At 45.9% G+C, this 18,035-nt stretch carries 15 protein-coding genes; 10 read left to right on the top strand and 5 right to left on the bottom strand.

Features of this window, described 5'->3' with window-relative positions; translation table 11 throughout:
- The first annotated feature begins 143 nt into the window (after positions 1 to 143).
- The 5 genes from P0078_RS05675 (at position 144) to P0078_RS05655 (ending at position 6,774) form a co-directional block, all read left to right on the top strand.
- Positions 144 to 1,337 carry an isochorismate synthase gene (locus P0078_RS05675; protein WP_282933500.1) on the top strand — a complete coding sequence of 398 codons (1,194 nt, stop codon included), beginning with the start codon at positions 144 to 146 and terminating at the stop codon, positions 1,335 to 1,337.
- 232 nt (positions 1,338 to 1,569) lie between these two features.
- Positions 1,570 to 2,961 (top strand): (2,3-dihydroxybenzoyl)adenylate synthase, encoded by a 1,392-nt coding sequence (locus P0078_RS05670; protein ID WP_282933499.1) that lies wholly within the window; start codon positions 1,570 to 1,572, stop codon positions 2,959 to 2,961.
- Positions 2,962 to 2,974: 13 nt separating this feature from the next.
- The gene (locus tag P0078_RS05665) at positions 2,975 to 3,862 is read left to right on the top strand and encodes an isochorismatase family protein (protein ID WP_282933498.1); all 888 of its coding nucleotides are present in this window, start codon (positions 2,975 to 2,977) and stop codon (positions 3,860 to 3,862) included.
- Positions 3,863 to 3,869: 7 nt separating this feature from the next.
- A complete protein-coding gene (gene dhbA, locus P0078_RS05660; protein WP_282933497.1) occupies positions 3,870 to 4,616 on the top strand; it encodes a 2,3-dihydro-2,3-dihydroxybenzoate dehydrogenase in 747 nt (248 codons plus the stop codon).
- Between the two features lie 457 nt (positions 4,617 to 5,073).
- Entirely contained in the window at positions 5,074 to 6,774 is a 1,701-nt protein-coding gene (locus P0078_RS05655) for an FG-GAP repeat protein (protein ID WP_282933496.1), read from the top strand.
- A gap of 930 nt (positions 6,775 to 7,704) precedes the next feature.
- Here the strand turns inward: P0078_RS05655 and P0078_RS05650 are convergent.
- A complete protein-coding gene (locus tag P0078_RS05650) occupies positions 7,705 to 8,040 on the bottom strand; it encodes a hypothetical protein (protein ID WP_282933495.1) in 336 nt (111 codons plus the stop codon).
- 1,108 nt (positions 8,041 to 9,148) lie between these two features.
- On the opposite strand from P0078_RS05650, the gene P0078_RS05645 reads away from it, so the two are divergent.
- Together P0078_RS05645 and P0078_RS05640 are read left to right on the top strand one after the other, a co-directional pair.
- Positions 9,149 to 9,748 carry a hypothetical protein gene (locus tag P0078_RS05645; protein ID WP_282933494.1) on the top strand — a complete coding sequence of 200 codons (600 nt, stop codon included), beginning with the start codon at positions 9,149 to 9,151 and terminating at the stop codon, positions 9,746 to 9,748.
- A gap of 825 nt (positions 9,749 to 10,573) precedes the next feature.
- A complete protein-coding gene (locus P0078_RS05640; RefSeq protein ID WP_282933493.1) occupies positions 10,574 to 11,308 on the top strand; it encodes an AAA family ATPase in 735 nt (244 codons plus the stop codon).
- A gap of 121 nt (positions 11,309 to 11,429) precedes the next feature.
- Here P0078_RS05640 and P0078_RS05635 read toward each other — a convergent pair whose 3' ends face one another.
- Positions 11,430 to 11,717 (bottom strand): hypothetical protein, encoded by a 288-nt coding sequence (locus P0078_RS05635; protein ID WP_282933492.1) that lies wholly within the window; start codon positions 11,715 to 11,717, stop codon positions 11,430 to 11,432.
- A 513-nt stretch (positions 11,718 to 12,230) separates the two neighbouring features.
- A complete protein-coding gene (ltrA, locus tag P0078_RS05630; protein WP_282931929.1) occupies positions 12,231 to 13,529 on the bottom strand; it encodes a group II intron reverse transcriptase/maturase in 1,299 nt (432 codons plus the stop codon).
- Between the two features lie 715 nt (positions 13,530 to 14,244).
- Here ltrA and csrA point away from each other — a divergent pair.
- Entirely contained in the window at positions 14,245 to 14,424 is a 180-nt protein-coding gene (gene csrA / locus P0078_RS05625) for a carbon storage regulator CsrA (RefSeq protein ID WP_282933491.1), read from the top strand.
- A gap of 256 nt (positions 14,425 to 14,680) precedes the next feature.
- Here csrA and P0078_RS05620 read toward each other — a convergent pair whose 3' ends face one another.
- Complete coding sequence (locus tag P0078_RS05620) at positions 14,681 to 15,061, bottom strand: hypothetical protein (protein ID WP_282933490.1); 381 nt, start codon at positions 15,059 to 15,061, stop codon at positions 14,681 to 14,683.
- Between the two features lie 100 nt (positions 15,062 to 15,161).
- On the bottom strand, positions 15,162 to 15,572 hold the full coding sequence (locus tag P0078_RS05615) for a rhodanese-like domain-containing protein (protein ID WP_282933489.1): 411 nt from the start codon (positions 15,570 to 15,572) through the stop codon (positions 15,162 to 15,164).
- 314 nt (positions 15,573 to 15,886) lie between these two features.
- On the opposite strand from P0078_RS05615, the gene P0078_RS05610 reads away from it, so the two are divergent.
- Positions 15,887 to 16,885 (top strand): helix-turn-helix domain-containing protein, encoded by a 999-nt coding sequence (locus P0078_RS05610; RefSeq protein ID WP_282933488.1) that lies wholly within the window; start codon positions 15,887 to 15,889, stop codon positions 16,883 to 16,885.
- 121 nt (positions 16,886 to 17,006) lie between these two features.
- Positions 17,007 to 18,014, top strand: coding sequence for a tryptophan--tRNA ligase (locus tag P0078_RS05605; protein ID WP_282933487.1), 1,008 nt, complete (start codon positions 17,007 to 17,009; stop codon positions 18,012 to 18,014).
- The last annotated feature ends 21 nt before the right edge of the window (positions 18,015 to 18,035 follow it).

Here is an 18,035-nt window from a genome sequence, read left to right as displayed (position 1 = left end):
GCTTCTTAGCTCGTGTGACGCCTCCCTCGCTGCCTTTCTTGCAGATACTTCTCAAATATTGAGTACACCAATTGACAAATGCTTCTGGGTGTGAATTATAATGATAGTCATTCTCATTTGCATGTTCAATGGAGTGTCCGTTTATGCTCTTCCCGACTCAGGACATGGAATCTGGACGATCGCCTATTTCCAATTCCGCTGATTTTTTGTTTTCCTCCTCTTACAGAAGCTTGCGGGGCAAGGGAGTTTTTGCAGAGATCAACCAGCCGGTGATACCGGGAGCGAGTGGAGGTAGCCAGCTATTTCACGAGTCGGTGCAGGGGGCTCTTGCCAAAGCGAGAGAGGCGGGAATCTGCAACCCTGTTGTAATTGGTGCAGTTCCTTTCGACCTCAGCCAGCAGTCTCGCTTGTTTATTCCTGCCGACTGTGAGTTTTTTGATCGCAGAGAAATGGTTTCAGCCCTTGAAGGAAAGTGCACGTCTGTCCCCCGGGTAGAAAAGATGCAAAGCGTTCCCAGCGAGTGGCGCTTTAAGCAATCGGTGGAGCAGGCGATTGCTAATTTCCAACACAGCGAATTACGTAAAGCCGTACTGTCCAGGGTACTAAACGTAGAGTTGGCTGATAAAGTTTCTGTTGATGAAATTCTTTCAAGATTAATTGTGCAGAATCCCTCCGGTTATCATTTTCGGGTCCCCATTGAGGGAGATCAGGAGCTTATCGGTTCAAGTCCTGAGTTGTTAGTACGAAAAGTAGGAAGCGAACTGACTTCCAATCCCTTAGCCGGTTCAGCTAAACGGCAGAATGATCTGGAGAAAGATAAAGCTGTAAGTGAATCGCTACTTACTTCTGCAAAGGACAGCTACGAGCATAAATTGGTCATTGATGAAATTCGCCAGGTACTCACACCGTTTTGTAGCTCGCTCGATATCCCTGCTGCTCCTGCACTTATAAGCACCCCGGCTATGTGGCATTTATCGACTCTCATCCACGGTCAGCTGAAAGACCCTGAAATTTCTGCTTTGGAACTTGCTTGTCAACTGCATCCAACGCCTGCTGTTTGTGGCTTTCCCACAAAAGATGCTCGTAATTTAATCCGCTTAGTGGAGTCTTTTGAAAGAGGTGTTTTCACTGGAATGGTGGGGTGGTGTGATGCTGAAGGTAATGGTGAGTGGGTAGTTACTATTCGCTGTGGCACGGTTAACGGCAATCATGTTCAATTATTTGCTGGGGCGGGTATTGTTGAGGACTCCTGCCCTGAATCGGAGTGGCTGGAAACTGGTGCGAAGTTGGGCACAATGCTCAATGCTCTGGGAATTACACAGCAGGAAGCACTTTAATGAGTATTGAATTTACGCCCTGGCCAGAGTCGGAGACTCGCCGTTATCGGGATCTTGGCTATTGGGAGGATAAGCCGCTAACGGATATCTTGAGAGTGTCTTGTGAAAGAGATGCTAATGCCACAGCAATTATTTGTGGTGGTCGACATTTCTCATATGCCCAATTAGATCAGCTTTCTGATAACCTGGCTCGCTCCCTGAAATCAAAGGGGTTAAACCTTACGATACGGCCTTGGTCCAGCTACCGAATATTGCTGAATTTTATATTGTATTCTTTGGACTGTTAAAAGCAGGTGTCGTTCCGGTCAATGCGCTGTACAGTCATCAGCGCTTGGAGCTATTGGCTTATGCTGATCAGCTTCACCCTACTCTTATTATCGCCTCGGCCTCCCACACGTTATTTTCTGATGTTGCTTTTATAGAAGAGCTAAAGCAGAAAACTTCCTCTGTAAATCATGTATTGTTGTGGGGAAAGGATAACTCTGCCGATTCACTTGATGCTAGTATAAATATAACGGAACCTAATGGGGAATTAGAGCCAACTCCTCCTGGAGAAGTTGCTTTTTTTCAGCTTTCGGGTGGCAGTACCGGTACACCAAAGCTCATTCCCCGCACCCATAATGACTATTTATACAGCGTTCGTAGAAGTGCAGAGATATGCGATCTGAGTCCTCAGACCCGGTATTTATGCGCACTTCCCGCTGGACATAACTTTTCATTAAGCTCACCAGGTTCTCTTGGGGTGTTTGATAGCGGCGGCACCGTAATAACAGCTTCTGATCCAGAGCCATTAAATTGTTTTGCGCTGATAGCAAAGCACGAAGTTAATATGGTGGCACTGGTACCTCCGGCGGTTTCACTTTGGCTTAAAGCTGCCCCGCAGCACAGTGAAAAGTTGACCACGCTTTCTCTAATACAGGTGGGTGGAGCAAATTTTGCTGAAAGTGTCGCTCGCAGAGTGCCGGAAGAGCTAGGATGCCAACTGCAACAAGTATTTGGTATGGCTGAGGGTTTGGTTAACTATACCCGCTTGGATGATGATACTGCTTTGGCTTTTTGCACCCAGGGATGCCCCATGTGCCCTGATGATGAAGTCCGGGTCATTGACGAGAACGGAGATGCGGTTCCTGCCGGAGAGACCGGTATGCTGGTTACTCGAGGCCCATACACAATACGCGGTTACTACAACAGCCCGGAGCATAACAAAAAAGCTTTTGACAGTGAGGGTTTTTACCGCACCGGGGACCTGGTGCAGCGTGATGACCGTGGATACTTGAAAGTAGTGGGTCGGCAAAAGGATCAAATCAATCGCGGTGGAGAAAAGATAGCGGCTGAAGAGATAGAAAGTCTTTTGTTACGTCATGCATCCATTACTCAAGCGGCCTTGGTAGCAATGCCGGATGATTTACTGGGCGAGAAAAGTTGTGCTTTTTTAGTGTCAAGTGATGATAGCTTGCGCCCTGTAACTCTGAGAAAGTACTTGCGAGAGCTCGGGGTAGCTCAATTCAAGCTGCCAGATAAATTTAAATTTGTGCAGACTTTGCCGCTTACTCCGGTAGGAAAAATAGACAAGAAAATTTTGCGCAAAGAACTGCTTGAAAGTATAGCCGCTCCAAAGATTTAAGGTCTTAATATTTATGTCAATTCCATTACTGGATAACTATAGTCTACCCACGATTGATTCTCTCCCCCAAAATAAGGTGGGCTGGAAGATTGACCCCTCCAGAAGTGCTTTGCTTATTCATGATATGCAGGAGTATTTCGTCCGCTTTTTTGGTGAAGGAAGCGAGTTGGTCCGCAATATAGAAAACAATATTGTTGCGGTGCGGGCTTGGGCTAAAAAGCATCAGGTACCGGTAATTTATACGGCTCAACCCACTGAGCAAAGCGATAAAGATCGCGCATTGCTAAACGATATGTGGGGGCCAGGACTTACCAAAGCTGACCCCAGCTTGCAAAAAGTAGTGCCTGCTTTGACGCCAGATGAAGATGATATTGTATTGGTTAAGTGGCGATATAGTGCTTTTTACCGATCTGAGCTTCAGGAAATTCTTGCAGAGAAAGGAAGGGATCAACTCTTGATATGCGGTATATATGCGCATATCGGCTGTTTAACCACAGCATTGGATGCTTTTATGCGAGATGTTCAGCCATTCATGGTGGCTGATGCTGTTGGTGATTTCTCTGAAGAAGAGCATCTTATGGCACTTAAATATGTAGCTAATCGTTGCGGAAGTGTCATTGCAACAGATGATGTCGTATCTCTCGGGGTTTCATCAAAGGATAAGTTAACCTGGTCTTTTCTCAAGGAGCAATTGCTGGAGCTGATTGATGAAGAGCCTGACCAATTTGATGCAGATGAAAATCTCATTGATTATGGGCTGGACTCGGCCCAGCTAATGGGCTTGATTACTGATTGGCAAAAGCTCGGAGTCCAAATGATATTCGAAGAGCTGGCTGTTGCCCCCTCACTCAATGGGTGGTGGAAGCTGATTCAGGGTAAATACCCTGAATTAAAAGAGTAGTGGACATATGAATTTTTCAGGGAAGAGGGTTTGGGTTACCGGTGCCGGTAGGGGAATTGGAGCGACCATAGCGGATTTATTTTGTAAAAATGGTGCTGCTGTATTTGGTTTCGATATTAAATTTCCAGAGGCTGAGTATGGATATGAGACTGTCCCTTTGGATCTTTCAAATTCAGATCAGATTACTCAGGTTTGTAAGGGATTACTTACTGATAACCTGGGCCCGGATATTCTAGTTAATGCAGCGGGTATTCTACGGATTGGAGGTATATCCGAACTGACACTTTCCGATTGGCATGATTGCTTATCAGTAAATGTGACAGGCCCCTTTAGTTTGATAAAAGAGCTGGCGCTCCATTTCAAAAATCAGGGTAAAGGGGCTATTGTAAATGTAGCCTCTAATGCAGCCCATGTTCCAAGACTGGGAATGACGGCATACTGCGCATCAAAATCTGCCCTGGTTGGACTGAGCCATTGCGTAGCTCTTGAGCTAGCAGAATATGGCGTCCGTTGTAATTTAGTTTCGCCAGGATCTACAGATACTGAGATGCTGCGTGAACTGTGGGGAAGTGAAGGCAGTGAGGCTGCTACTGTTGCCGGTAATCCAGAAGGATATAAGCTGGGTATCCCCTTAAAAAAGATCGCGAGTACTTCTGATATAGCAAATACTGTTATGTTTCTAGCCTCGGATATGGCTGCGCATATCACCATGCAAGATATTGTTGTTGATGGTGGGGCAACTTTAGGAAGCTAAATAGCCTTTTATTGTTTTTTCCTCCAGGTTCTGATATTTGGGGCTTGGGGGGAACAAGTTTGACATTCAACGCCAAAAAGCAGCTTTATCTAATCAGGTTCACCCCACTTCTATTTCCTTTGCTCTGGTATATTTTTATCAGAAAGGCGTCTTTTTTTACTCCTTTTCTGTCTTTATTTGATTGAAAGCAATACTGTATCCTGCCAAATCTACCCCTTGAGTGAGTCATTTTACCTGATACCCGACAGTTGCCAGTAACCAATAGGTGTAAGAAGTGTAGTCGGTACAAGTATGCCAATTCAAAAGTGATGTTTTATATGAAGCTTAGACATTAGCTGTTGCGACTGTCTTCTAGTGTTGTCTCCTCCGTCTTTCGCTTTAACCTTTTATGGTTTTGCTTTTTGTTGAAGTTTGATAGGGTGCGCGCGAAAAAATTGTATCCTTGGGGAGGGATGTTGTGAGATTTATTAATATACCGGTCATTGTTGCATGCAGTTTATTTCTAAGTGCATGTGGGGGTGGTTCATCCGATGGGGGGGCAGATGATACTGTTGCCACACCAGCATTTTCAGAAGCGGCGATCCCCTATCTATATTTTGATTCCGCAAAAGTTTTCACTTTTGAATGGTCAGATATTGATGGTGCTACTTATTATCAGCTTCTTGAGAACAAGGATGGCCAGTCTGGCTATGAGGTGGTTAGTGACCCAATTTCTGTAGGCTCTGAAGTTGTGGAAATCAAGGTGCCTGTATTTGAGCGACTGAACGCTCGTTATATATTGCAAACCTGTGATGATATAGCCTGCCTGGATTCAAGAGAAATATCGATTGATGAAGAAGTGTTCGAAAGTATTGGTTATTTTAAGTCTGGTAATACTGATGCCGGCGATCAGTTTGGTTGGTCTGTTGCGGTTAGTGATGATGGCTCTGTCATAGCTGTTGGTGCTACAGGTGAAGATAGTAATGAGCTAAGTGAATTCAATAATGCAGCTAGCGGATCGGGAGCTGTATATATTTTTGACTATGGTGAGGATGGGTGGGTTTACCGAGATGTTTTAAAAGCTTCAGTAGTGGAAAGTGGAGCTGCATTTGGATCTGCAGTTAGTGTCAGTGGTGACGGGAATACTTTGGCTGTAGGTGCTTATAAAGAAAATGGTGAGGATGACAATTTTTCAGCTGGAGCAGTTCATATATTTACTCGTGAGAATTTGGAGTGGACTCACAGCGCTAAACTAAGAGCAGATAATCATGGCTACTATGATTTTTTTGGGCGGGCGTTGAGTCTAAGTGGTAATGGAACAACCTTGGCAGTAGCAGCCCCATCTGAAGATAGCAGTGTTACTGGTATCAGTGCCGGCTTTGATAATGATTATGCTCTCGATTCCGGTGCGGTGTATATATTCCAGTACTCCGGGGTTGAGTGGAATCAGGAAGCCTTCTTGAAGGCAAGTGATAGCAATGCAGGTATGGACTTTGGCTCATCCGTGAGCTTGAGTGATGATGGTTCCATTTTGGCAGTTGGCGCTATTGGTGGAAACGGAGCCAAAGGAGCTGCTTATATATTTTCCAATAGTGACGGTTGGGTTCAGGAGCAGTTACTTACTGCAGGTAATGCAAATATAGGGGATCGCTTTGGTTGGGATGTAAGCTTTAGTGGCGATGGTACCCTACTTGCGGTGAGCGCAACGCTCCAGGCAGGAGCCTCACAAGATCCCGATGACCTTAGCGGCTATAACAATGGTGCTGTCTATTTGTTTTCCCACGATGGAGATGCTTGGTTTCAGGATGAATATCTGAAAGCGAGTAACACTGATGAAGGTGATGTCTTTGGTTCGGCTATTAGTCTTAATACTGATGGCTCACTACTTGCGGTAGGGTCTCAGGAGAGCAGCGCTGGCAAAGGCTTCGATGCTGATGCCAGTGATAATTCGGCAGCGAATGCAGGTGCTGCTTATCTCTACAAGAAAATGGATGGACAATGGGTTGAGAGCGCTTACCTGAAAGCGAAAAATACTGATGCGGGAGATTACTTTGGGACTTCAATTGCTATAAGTGGTGATGGAAACACATTGGTAGTTGGTGCTTCTGAGGAGCAGGGTTCAGGAGCTGATCAGGACATAAATGATGCAGATGCTGCGGGTGCTGTCTATATTTATTAATTAAATCTCTCTTTTATTTTTTACCTGAAGGGGCTTCAATCCGAAAAGGCTATAATTTGGGTTGGAGTTCCTGTAAGCGGTTTGCGGAAGTGATTTTCTAGCTTTTTTACTCCCAGTGCTGCAAAGAAAGGCAGCAGTGTTCGACTTTCTATCTCTCTTTCGGAGTTTACGCAGGGTTATTTGAGCTTGTTAATCTTTACTGAGAGCCCAGCGTACGGTGGTTTTGGTAATATGGTTCCAACAGAGTACACTAAATACTAAACATCCAGAAATTACCTCGAACCCTTAACATCGCGGACATCCATAAAGGCCCCCATAATGTCTGCTTTTTCTTTAATTGATACAAAGGCGTAATGAGAAAATTAACAATTAGCCTTTGCATTTATTAAGGTAAAAACCAAGAGGAGTTAAGGTAGCTAAGGAGGGAATAATCAGTAGGGTGCTACAGAAAAGTAGCGCGGGCAATCGCGGATGCCGTACCCCCGGTGTTACTGAGCTGTTTGCAGACTTTTCGTACGGTCTCTGCTGATCCAGCTAAGCCTTTGAGGCGGTTTTTAAAGTTGTGACTGAGATAAAGCCAATGTTTTGATGGTATACCCAGTCGTTCGAGTATTGGGGGAGCGTTCTCAGAAATGGAATCGCGCTTTCTGGAATCTAAATTTTACCATTCCGGTCCACTGGCTCTAAATAGTGATCCAGCCGAATGGGAAGTCCTTTAGGCATGTTTAGTCGCTCATCGCCAACAAACGAGAGCAGCTCTTTGGGCTGCTCACCTCAGATTGCTGCATGAATACGTTGCTGAATGGAAGTATAGCTAGAATCTTTCGGGGTTTTTGCTATTTTGGCTCGGATAGGATTGAGATCGACATGGGCCATGCAGGCAGTGAGAGCTCTCTCATCTAGCAAGGCCTGGGATTTAAAGCATCCTTCCTAAAAGCGGCCTGTGCAGTTATCTTTCGCATTGGCCTGGCGAGCGACAGATTCATTTAAGCAGCGCATAAACCAGCTGATATCTATCAAGCTTTCTCTCCAGAGAGCAATAAGTTCCTTGAGCTTTTCCATCTCACCGTGATTAAGGGTGTACCTCTGAACATAGTGTTGAGCCAGTATGGGAGTATTAAAAAGCTCCCGCCAGAGATGAATGACTTCAGTGTCGGGCCAAGTTTTGGATGTATTTGAGTCAATATAGAGCACAATATGATAGTTATTACTCATTGCTGCATAGACTGCGATATCAAGGGCGAAACTGCCAGCCAGTTTTTGCATTCTGGCCTCAATCCACTGGGGCGATGCTCATAGTGTTCCCTGGCTGAGCATCTTTCCCGCAAAGGAATGCCCTGCGTACACAATGAGTGATGCAGTGATAGTAGGGTGTTGCATCAAGAGAGTTCTGTGAGCATCGGGGTATGGTTGTGGAAACAAATTTAATATATTTTCATATACAGTATATTGTCGTGATCCCTTTGTTGTGTCAATGTATGTGACGTTTAGACTTTTTTCTTTGTTGTTTTGATGAATTTCCGGAAGCAATATTTATACAACGTTCTACGGCCGTTGGGTTAACTTGCTCCATGAATACATCAGACGTTCTTAATAAGTCGAAAGTTTTCAATCGCCTAGATGGTCAGACTTGGCTTCCAGGAAATCTTTCGGAGAACTTTGAAGGTGCAACTGTTAAATGATCGAGCTTTTATAAGGCGAATCTTGTCAGTATTCGTAACCGCTAGCGTAGTATGGTTATGGCTAATCCCAACTTAAATTTAAGTATAGTGAGTCCTATTTATTGTTGCTTCAGTCATTGGGTGTTGTGTTGCTTGCTGCTCTTATAGTTAGACTTAAGTTAAACTTGGTTTGCGGAATTTGTTTGGCTGTTTTCGGCGGGTGGGGCGTAAGTTTTATAGCGAGTGTTATTTTAGAGGCTATATTTCTACCTGGTTTTATTGCGGCGATACTTAGTCAGTACCAAGCAGGTTTTCTTTGGGGGCAGGTTCTAGCGTGGGGCGCTTTTTCTTTTTTGTATGGTGGGGCAATTCAGTCTGCTATAACTTACTTGGAATTCCGGGAATAATTTTAAGGGGGGGATCCTGGGCGCCGAATGATTGTAGAGTTGAAATAAAATAGGGTCTTTTGTGCAGCTACGTTGCGAATTGAATAAAGGGTAGGCTTCTTCTTAACCACTAAACGACAAAGCTCAGCAGCGCCGGGCTTTGTCGTTTCTTAAAGTTCGCTTTATCCCTTAGTTGTCTTTCCCTTCTAGTTTTTTTCACAAAACTAGCAATCCCAAAATCTGTGTTTGCGAGTCGGTATCTGGTAGATTTTTGGCTAGCTAATTCTGGGTATCCAAAATTGTGAGCCTTTCGGCGGTATTAGTTCTATGGATTACGGCAATGGTATCAGCCAGAGCTATAGCTACGACCTGGATGGCGGACTGGAAACTGTAAGTGCCTCGGGGATCGGTAATGTTCGCTCTGAGTTTTATACCTATGACTTAGCCAACAATATCACCTGTATAGCGGATAACCTGGATAACGCCAAGGACCGGAGATTTATCTACGATAAGTTAAACCGGCTTACGGATGAAGGCTATGTCGAGGGCGAAAACAGCTATTACTGCAACTCGGTGGGCAATCGCACCCAGCAGGACGCTACCAGCACCGGTGATATTGAGAGCAGTACTGTTTATAGCTATGAAGCCAGCTCCAACCGACTGATCAGCAAAGGTAGTGAGACCTGGGTGACCGATGAGGTGGGCAGCACGATTAGCATGGCTGAGGGTGCCAAGCAGTATACCTGTAATCATGCCAATCGCCTTAAAACCTATAGCGAAGATCGCACCCTTAAGGGTACCTATTATTACAATGCCCTTGGCCAGCGAGTACACACAGATAAAACAGAAGATAACCTGCTGCACTATGATCTGAGTGGCCAATACCTGGCGGAGACCAATATCGCTGCTGATGGCAATGAGATCTAAAACCAGGTCGATTATATCTATCTCAACAATATGCCAGTGGCGCAGATTGAGATTAGCTATTCAAGGGCGTTGAAACTGCGCATTATTACAACTACTTCCGGGACTATGACCCCAATATTGGACGGCATATTCAAAGCGATCCCCGTGGCATCCTACTGGACTTTAGTGATCCGCAAAGGCGAATCGCCACGCAAATTGGCTTAGCTATCCCTGACTATGGGTACGTCAATGGTTTGAATCACCTGTACGGATGGGTAAGAACATACCGACCCAACAGGTGAGATACTTGCACATCCAGCAGTACGCGGTGCATATTGGTTTGGTGGTCGCATTGGTGCAGGGATAAATTACGGTATTCAAGCTGGCACTGGTGCCAGCCTTGGGTCACTATTATATGACGCCTTGAATGATGATGCGACTGATGGCTTCGGGGAGAAAGCCGCCCGCTGTCGTGCCAAATGTAGTAAAATTCTTGAAGAAAATCCGCACCGTCCCGGTGGTGGATACACTGGTGATAGTTATACAAGTCGTTTCCACAAATGTGTTCAAGGGTGCATGGAAGAAGACGATGACTGTGAATAGCATGGATAAATAAATGGCTTCTCAAATAGCTGATTTAATATCGAATTTGCGGCAGACTTGATCAGTCCGTTAGTCTGGTTCGGGAGATGCACTGACAAGGATTTTAAAAACTATCGAAGTTTAGTGGCATTATTGATGGGGGCATGCCACTGAACATAGTGAACCCAATATTCGATGAATACCCAGAACTGAAGTCTGGTTAATCAGAATAACAAAGTAGCAATAGGCTTAGTTGAATTCGAAATGACCATTGAAGACCTACCGTATTTGCGCGAAATCCAACTTAAAAGGGATGGTATCGATTCTTTCGATATCTATCCATATAGCATACCTGCCGTCCAGACCTTAACTTCACTAAGATTTCACCCTAATGTCACCTTCTTTATAGGTGAAAATGGTACTGGTAAGTCAACTTTGATCGAAGCCATTGCAGTTGCATTAGGGTTTAACGCTGAAGGAGGTACGAAGCATTCGACCTTTTCTACAAGGCGCTCGCATTCAAATCTTCATCAATGCCTTAAAACAATAAAGAGTTTCAAACATCCCCGAAATGGATATTTTCTAAGGGCAGAAAGTTTTTACAATTTAGCCACGCTGATGGATGAAACTGGATACTACACAACCTATTCAAACAAGTCGCTACACGAACAGTCCCATGGTGAATCATTTATGGCGACCTTGACTACGAAACTAAAAGGAAAAGGGTTGTATATAATGGATGAGCCGGAAGCTGCACTCTCACCAACAAGACAATTGGCAGCTTTAACGGCAATTCATGATTTGGTCAAAGATGACTCGCAATTCATAATCGCGACACATTCACCTATCTTACTGGCATATCCGAATGCGAAGATATATCACTTTTCAGAAAATGGAATTGACACTGTGAGCTATCAAGATACTGAACACTACAGTGTCACAAAGAATTTTTTGAATAGACACGAACAAATGTTGAATCATCTTTTATCAGAAAATTAGCCTGATATTAGCTGACCATACTTGTCTGTTCTGTTGTCAATGTTTTCTTCAATGTCAGGGTGTTCGCTGTAAATTTTCTTTTGAACTTTATAGGCTATATCGTTATCCATTTCTTAGTTACCTATTTACAGTCATCGTCTTCTTTCATGCATTCTTGAGCGCATTTGTGGAAATGATTTGTATAACTATCACCAGTGTATCCACTACCGGGTTGGAGCGGATTTTCTTCAAGAATTTTACTACATTTGGCATGGTGCCGGGCGGCTTTCTCCCCAAAGTCATCCGTCGCATCATCATTCAAAGCGTCATATAACAGTGACCCAAGGCTGGCACCAGTGGTAGCTTGAATACCATAATTTATTCCTGCATCAATGCGACGACCAAACCAATATGCGTGAATTTTATTCACATGAAATTTTAACCTGATTCTGCAAGCTCTCCCTAGCTATGATATTTAGAACTCTATCCTTCAAGCTTTTCTAAAAAACATAGTAGGAGTTCCAATCTAAATAGCAGTATCTGGTTGTTGTTTAAGATTTTCCAAGTCGGAAATATAAAAAATATAGGCACGAAAATGATCTTATTGGAATTTATTAAGTTTGTTTTAATGTCAAAGCTGCGTAAAATCGATAGATATTTCTAGTATTTTGACCGTAATTGAGTGAGCTGATTAAAGCGGCTTTACAGGCTTGAAAGCCTAGAGAGAGCTGAGAGTTTTCTAAAAGACCCATCCCCTAAAAGGAGAACGGTAGCGTGACATAAGAGTAAGTAAAAGGCGCTGACCCAAGGTGCTACCAACACCCGGGGTCAGCTAACCAAATTGATACAGACACTATCAAAAGTCGAGTAGACCAAAGGAACTTCCCCTTCGACCTCTCACAGAACCGTACGTGAACCTCTCAATTCATACGGCTCTTCGTATTCAGCACATTTTCAATCTTCCCATTCTCCAGTGTGCAAACAAGCCGCGCATTTGTTGACGAACTTTTCCAATAAAGGCCCAACTTTTGAAACAGCTTCGCTTCAGATGCTTAAACTTCTTCCTGGCCCAACGCATCAGCGTTTGGTCAAGATACTTCTGAAGTCGATAAACACCATATCTCCGCCCAAAGTGACCATAGTAGTTCAGCCAACCCTGTATTGCGGGATTAAGTACTTTTGCCATTTCAGATAGTGATCGATCCACCCAGTTTATTACTCGCCATTGCCTGACCTTATCCTTAATCCTCTTGAAGGCCTTAGGGCTCATTGAAGGACTAAATGCGGTGAAGATCTGTCCTTGGCGATTCCTTGCTTTTCTGGGACCAAATCGAAAGCCCAGAAAGTCAAAGTGGATCACTGGGTGGGAGTCTTTACGATTACTGTTCTTGCAATAGACCTTGCGCGTTTTCTCTGGATGAGCCTCAAGCCCGCAGGTAGTCAAGCGTGCTTTTAGAGCCGCCAGTAAGCGATCCGCCTCTCGAGGATTACGACAATGGTAAACAGCATCATCCGCGTAACGCTCAAAAGGAATATCTCTGTGCGTTCTCACCATCCAGGCGTCCAGCGCGTAGTGCAAAAACAAGTTTGCCAGTAGAGGGCTGATTACACCCCCTTGTGGAGTACCTTGTGTTCGCTCTTCAAGCTGTCCGTCCCGATGTTGTACTGGAGCCGTTAACCAGCGCTGTACATAGAGCCTGACCCACTGATGATTATTATGTTTATCTAATGCCTTCAGCAGGAGTTCGTGATTAATATTGTCAAAGAAACCCTTGATATCTAAATCAACTACCCAGATTCTATCCCAGCATCGTTGTCGAGCTCGGCGCACTGCGTCTATAGCAGATTTGCCTGGCCGATAGCCGTAGGAGTCAGGGTGAAATACCTTCTCCAATTCTGGCTCCAGCAGTTGCTTAGCCACCATTTGCGCAATGCGATCTTCGATTGTGGGGATACCCAGTGGTCGCAGGCTGCCATCGAGTTTCGGAATATCCACTCGTTTGACGGCTGATGGAAAATAGCTGCCAGATGACATCCGATTCCATAGCTTGTACAGGTTTTTGGCGAGATTCGATTCATATTGCTCTATCGTTATCTCATCAATCCCCGCTCCGCCGCCATTGGCCTTGATCTGCTTCCACGCTTCCCAAACCGCTCGCTTGGGAATATTGAATGGCTTTGCGCTAATCGTTAATTCCTCCCCATCTGGGTTGATTACACGGTTAGTCGCCGAATACGACAACCCCTTCGCTCCACGTCCATTACAGCCGCTTCTCCACTACTACGGGTTGTTCCGCCCCTGTGACCAGTCTTGGTACTCAACGTCTTGCAGGGCCTCTACTTGACGCTCTTCCTTAACACCTGGACGACAGGTTCTCCTGTTCCACCCAAAAGCCTGTTGTGTGTTCACGCCACCTCTATGCCGGATGCCACTCGGTCGGTAAACAGGTAACCTCCAAGCTTATCCCCGCACTTAGCCAGTGCACGGGTTTTGACATCATCTTGGTAATACGCTTTCGACACCTCATCAGTGGTTCATTTGCATTCGTCTCTACACAACATACCTGACGTATCTCGTACGCCTTTTCCTCAAGCGCTTCTAACCAAAGCTCTTTACTCCGATCACCTTGAGGGGGTTTGTTATCACTTCCTGCAAAGCGATAACGGAGGGCCGACCTCCATCTCCTGGATAGCACGTATTTTTTTTTATTTATAAAAAAAAATACTCAGGACGCACTGGCTATATGGATAATACGCTAGAAACCCACTCGTCTTCAATAAAGTGGAGTACATTCAGCAGTTTGGGATCAATTCCCGAGCTCTGGAAGTCTAGCGCCCGCCTTTTCCTCTTCCTTGTCTACTGTCCTCGCGCACCACCCCATATTTCCTCCAAACGTTGAATCACAAGTTCCCCCATCCCGGAAGTGCCCAAACTTTGATTATTGAAGGAAATGAGAATGTTGATTTTAAAGCGACGGACAGGTGAGCATCTAAGAATCGGAGCAAATGTCTCAGTCACAGTGCTGGAGGTAAAAGGTAATCAAGTTAAGATAGGTATAAGTGCACCCAAGTCACTGCCTATCCACCGTGAAGAAGTCTATGTGAGGATCAAAAAGAAACAGAAAGTGGAGGCTTGAATATGTCGTAAGGGGGACAATTCCGGGGGGCAGGCGATTAAGAAACTAGACTCCAAACATAAAGTTTTAGCCTTTGGCTGGCAGGCGATATACGCACTCTGGTTCGAGTGTCTCTTTGCTGCCAAAAGGCTCTTTTGAATATCAAAGCTAGTTAGGTGGCGGAAGGGCTAATTATTTTCTGTCAGGTGAGCTTTAGAATTCTCCATCTTTTTTATATTACAAGTTGAACTTGCAACCCTTGCTAAAAAGCCAGTTTTTATTTATGCCCCTTTGAAGATACATTCCACCTTATATCCATGCAGCGATACTTCCGAGCTTCTTTCGCAATTGCACTCAATAGGGCTTGGGTAATCTCTTCTTTTCGGTTTGTATCGCAATCCCCGATATATAGCTCACTGATAATAGCCCAGGCCGCCGAGCTTTCACTTTCTGGGATAATATTAAAGCTGATATACCCCTCAAGGTTGTGGTCTTGTTCCACAACCAGTACTTGATGCTCTTTCCTCTGAAACAACCTATTTTGCAATTCAATTTGGGTAATATGGAAAGAGTCCGTTGAATTATTATGCCTGGCTAAGCAGCGCATCATATTGTAAAGATAAAAACAGTCAGTGGGGTGGGCATGGCGAACAAACATATCAGTACCATTTAATCAGTATTTCTTTGAGCCGGCGGTTAATAGCTTGACACATCCTTATGCCAAGCTATGTCATCCTGCAAGAGGTCAACAATAGGAATTAAATTGATTTGGCTGTTTCTTGGATGAGGGTAAACCCTTCATCTAACCATCCGGTGATGCCGCCGATCATTTTCTTGACCGGCCTGTTAAGTGTGGCCAGCCTGATAGCTGCTTTTTCTGTCGCATTACAGTGAGGGCCTGCACAATAGACAACAAATAAAGTATCTGAAGGGTATTCGCTCAGCTTGTCTTTATTGATACGGCTGTATGGTAAGGACTCAGCCGTTTGTATATGTCCATTTTTATAGGCCTCTTCACCTCGCACATCTAAAAGTACGAAATCCTTGCGATTCTGGCTGACTGCGTGGTGTACATCCCAGCAGTCTGTTTCAAAAGATAGGAGGTTTTGAAAGTGGTTTAGCGCATCTTGGCTGTTGGCAGCGGGCACTCTACTTACGGCTGAGCTCATATATTACTCCCGGTGATTTCTCGGTGTTCGTCAGGTTTCCAAGTGGCGTTAGTGTCCCTTTTTGGTTGCTTCCGGGCGATCCGCCTCTGAGCCAGATAGCATTAATTTTGCGCCAATTCTGCGTACAAACTTGTGGGTCGGTTTTGGCTAGTGGGGTGCGGCTTTACTTATCTGAGGATGATGGTGGTTTACCGATTAAATAATGCTTCAAAGGTTGAGGGTTTTATTCCCGGCATTGCTTTCAATAACTGCTCAACTGGGTATGCTGGGTTGGATTTATTCGTTAACCTAATTTATGGGGGTTAGGAGTACCTATGTCGACGTTGGCACAAAAGCCTAATAAGAGCCAGAAAGTGGCTGTTCTCGCCCACCGGCAGGTCTCACTCTTCGAACTCGGTTGCGCTACCGAACTCTTTTGCCTACCCCGCCCTGAACTTAGCGAGCTCTATACGGGTGAAATTGTGACTTTCGCTGAGGAAAGCCCTCTGGCGACCGGCGGTCTGGCTCTGGCTTGTCGGCGGGTAGAGAGTTTGATGGATTATGATCTGCTGGTGATTCCCTGTTGGTCGACTAATGCACAACCACAAGATGCTTATTTAGAGCGGGTATATAGGGCGGTCGCTGAGTTTGCCGCTGCCGGCCGCCAGATTCTAACTTTTTGCTCCGGTGCTTTTCTGCCTGCGGAATTGGGACTGTTTGACGGCCGGCAGGCGACTACCCATTGGTTGTTTGCGGAGCGTTTTCGTGAGCGCTTCTCTGCGGTGGAGTATGTGGGAGATGTTCTCTACGTGTGGGAGGACGCACTGGCGTGTGCTGCGGGTAGTAGTGCGGCCATTGATCTGGGGATTGAGTTTTTACGGCGCAACCATGGTTATGAATTGGCCAATTCGGTGGCTCGCAGGCTGGTGATGGCACCCCATAGGCAGGGTGGCCAGGCCCAATATGTGGAGATGCCGGTTGCCAAACGGCCAGACCACTTCTCCGCCGCGCTGGATTGGGCGATTGGCAATTTGGATGGCGCTATCAAAATTGATGATATGGCGCAGCGCGCTCATTTATCCCGCCGTAGTTTTGACCGAAAGTTTCGCCAGTCGATGGGAATTGCTCCCAAGGAGTGGCTGATTCAGCAGCGCTTGCGGGCGGCGCAGAAGGCGCTGGAGTCCGGTAAGGAGTCTGTAGACAGAGCAGCCCAACTGGCTGGCTTTGAGAGTAGCGCGACCTTGCGACACCATTTCCGTCGGGCGTTTGGGATTTCACCCAGCGAATATCAGCGCCAATTCCAGGGTTCCGCCAAAGTGGCGGTTGAGGCTTAACGTTGGCCGCGTGTTGGTACAGCTATGGGGAGTCGGTACCTTTGGTTGATACACCCCTGGGCACTAAAGGGGTATGATTCGGTCTCTATTGCCTGATGACAGTACAGACTACGAAGGAATTATGACGAAACAGCGCGTATTAACCGGTATTACAACAACCGGTACTCCACACCTGGGGAACTATGTGGGTGCAATCCGCCCGGCGATCGCCGCGAGTCAGGATGAAAACAACCAATCGTTCTACTTTCTGGCCGATTACCACGCACTGATTAAGTGCCAGGACCCGGCACAGGTCCATCAGTCCACCCTGGAGATCGCTGCAACCTGGCTGGCCTTGGGCCTGAATACCGACAATGTGGTGTTTTACCGTCAGTCCGACGTCCATGAGATTCCTGAATTAACCTGGCTGCTCACCTGTATGACCGGCAAGGGCCTGATGAACCGTGCCCACGCTTATAAAGCAGCGGTAGATGCCAACCGCGCCGATGGCGAAGATTCCGATTTTGGCGTCACCATGGGGCTGTATAGCTACCCGATCCTGATGGCCGCGGACATCCTGATGTTCAACGCCAATAAGGTGCCGGTGGGTAAAGACCAGGTACAGCATATCGAAATGGCCCGGGATATTGCCCAGCGCTTCAACCACCACTACGGTGAGCACTTCGCTTTACCAGAAGCGGTAGTTGACGACCACGTAGCTGTGTTGCAAGGCCTGGATGGCCGCAAAATGAGTAAGAGTTACGGCAACACTATTCCGCTGTTCCTTCCTGAGAAGAAGCTGAAAAAGCACATTAATAAGATCAAAACCAACCTGCTGGAGCCGGGTGAGCCAAAAGATCCGGATACTTCCACTGTATTCCAGGTTTGGCAGGCATTTGCCAGCGAAGAACAGACAGCAGAAATGCGCAAAGCTTTTGAAGAGGGCATTGCCTGGGGTGAGGCCAAGAAGCAGTTGTTTGAGCTGGTGAACGGCCAGATCGGTGAGGCTCGCGAGCGCTACAATGAGCTGCTGGCTAACCCAGACCAAATTGAAACGGAGCTGGAGAAGGGGGCTATTAAGGCTCGCGCTTACTCTGCGCCCTTTATCGAGAAGTTGCGTCACGCGGTTGGTATCCGCAAGATAGGTTAGAGCTTTTCCTGAAAAAGCAGG

It is taken from the genome of Microbulbifer sp. VAAF005 (assembly GCF_030012985.1).
Taxonomy (GTDB): Bacteria; Pseudomonadota; Gammaproteobacteria; order Pseudomonadales; family Cellvibrionaceae; genus Microbulbifer.
This window is presented reverse-complemented; position numbering and strand designations above follow the sequence as displayed.

Bases quoted from the DNA above. Each gene is read 5' to 3' on its own strand.
- P0078_RS05665 (WP_282933498.1), top strand. From the start codon at position 2,975: ATGTCAATTCCATTACTGGATAACTATAGTCTACCCACGATTGATTCT.
- dhbA (WP_282933497.1), top strand. From the start codon at position 3,870: ATGAATTTTTCAGGGAAGAGGGTTTGGGTTACCGGTGCCGGTAGGGGA.
- P0078_RS05650 (WP_282933495.1), bottom strand. From the start codon at position 8,040: ATGCAAAAACTGGCTGGCAGTTTCGCCCTTGATATCGCAGTCTATGCA.
- P0078_RS05640 (WP_282933493.1), top strand. From the start codon at position 10,574: ATGACCATTGAAGACCTACCGTATTTGCGCGAAATCCAACTTAAAAGG.
- P0078_RS05645 (WP_282933494.1), top strand. From the start codon at position 9,149: ATGGATTACGGCAATGGTATCAGCCAGAGCTATAGCTACGACCTGGAT.
- P0078_RS05615 (WP_282933489.1), bottom strand. From the start codon at position 15,572: ATGAGCTCAGCCGTAAGTAGAGTGCCCGCTGCCAACAGCCAAGATGCG.
- P0078_RS05675 (WP_282933500.1), top strand. From the start codon at position 144: ATGCTCTTCCCGACTCAGGACATGGAATCTGGACGATCGCCTATTTCC.
- P0078_RS05620 (WP_282933490.1), bottom strand. From the start codon at position 15,061: ATGTTTGTTCGCCATGCCCACCCCACTGACTGTTTTTATCTTTACAAT.
- csrA (WP_282933491.1), top strand. From the start codon at position 14,245: ATGTTGATTTTAAAGCGACGGACAGGTGAGCATCTAAGAATCGGAGCA.
- P0078_RS05605 (WP_282933487.1), top strand. From the start codon at position 17,007: ATGACGAAACAGCGCGTATTAACCGGTATTACAACAACCGGTACTCCA.
- P0078_RS05610 (WP_282933488.1), top strand. From the start codon at position 15,887: ATGTCGACGTTGGCACAAAAGCCTAATAAGAGCCAGAAAGTGGCTGTT.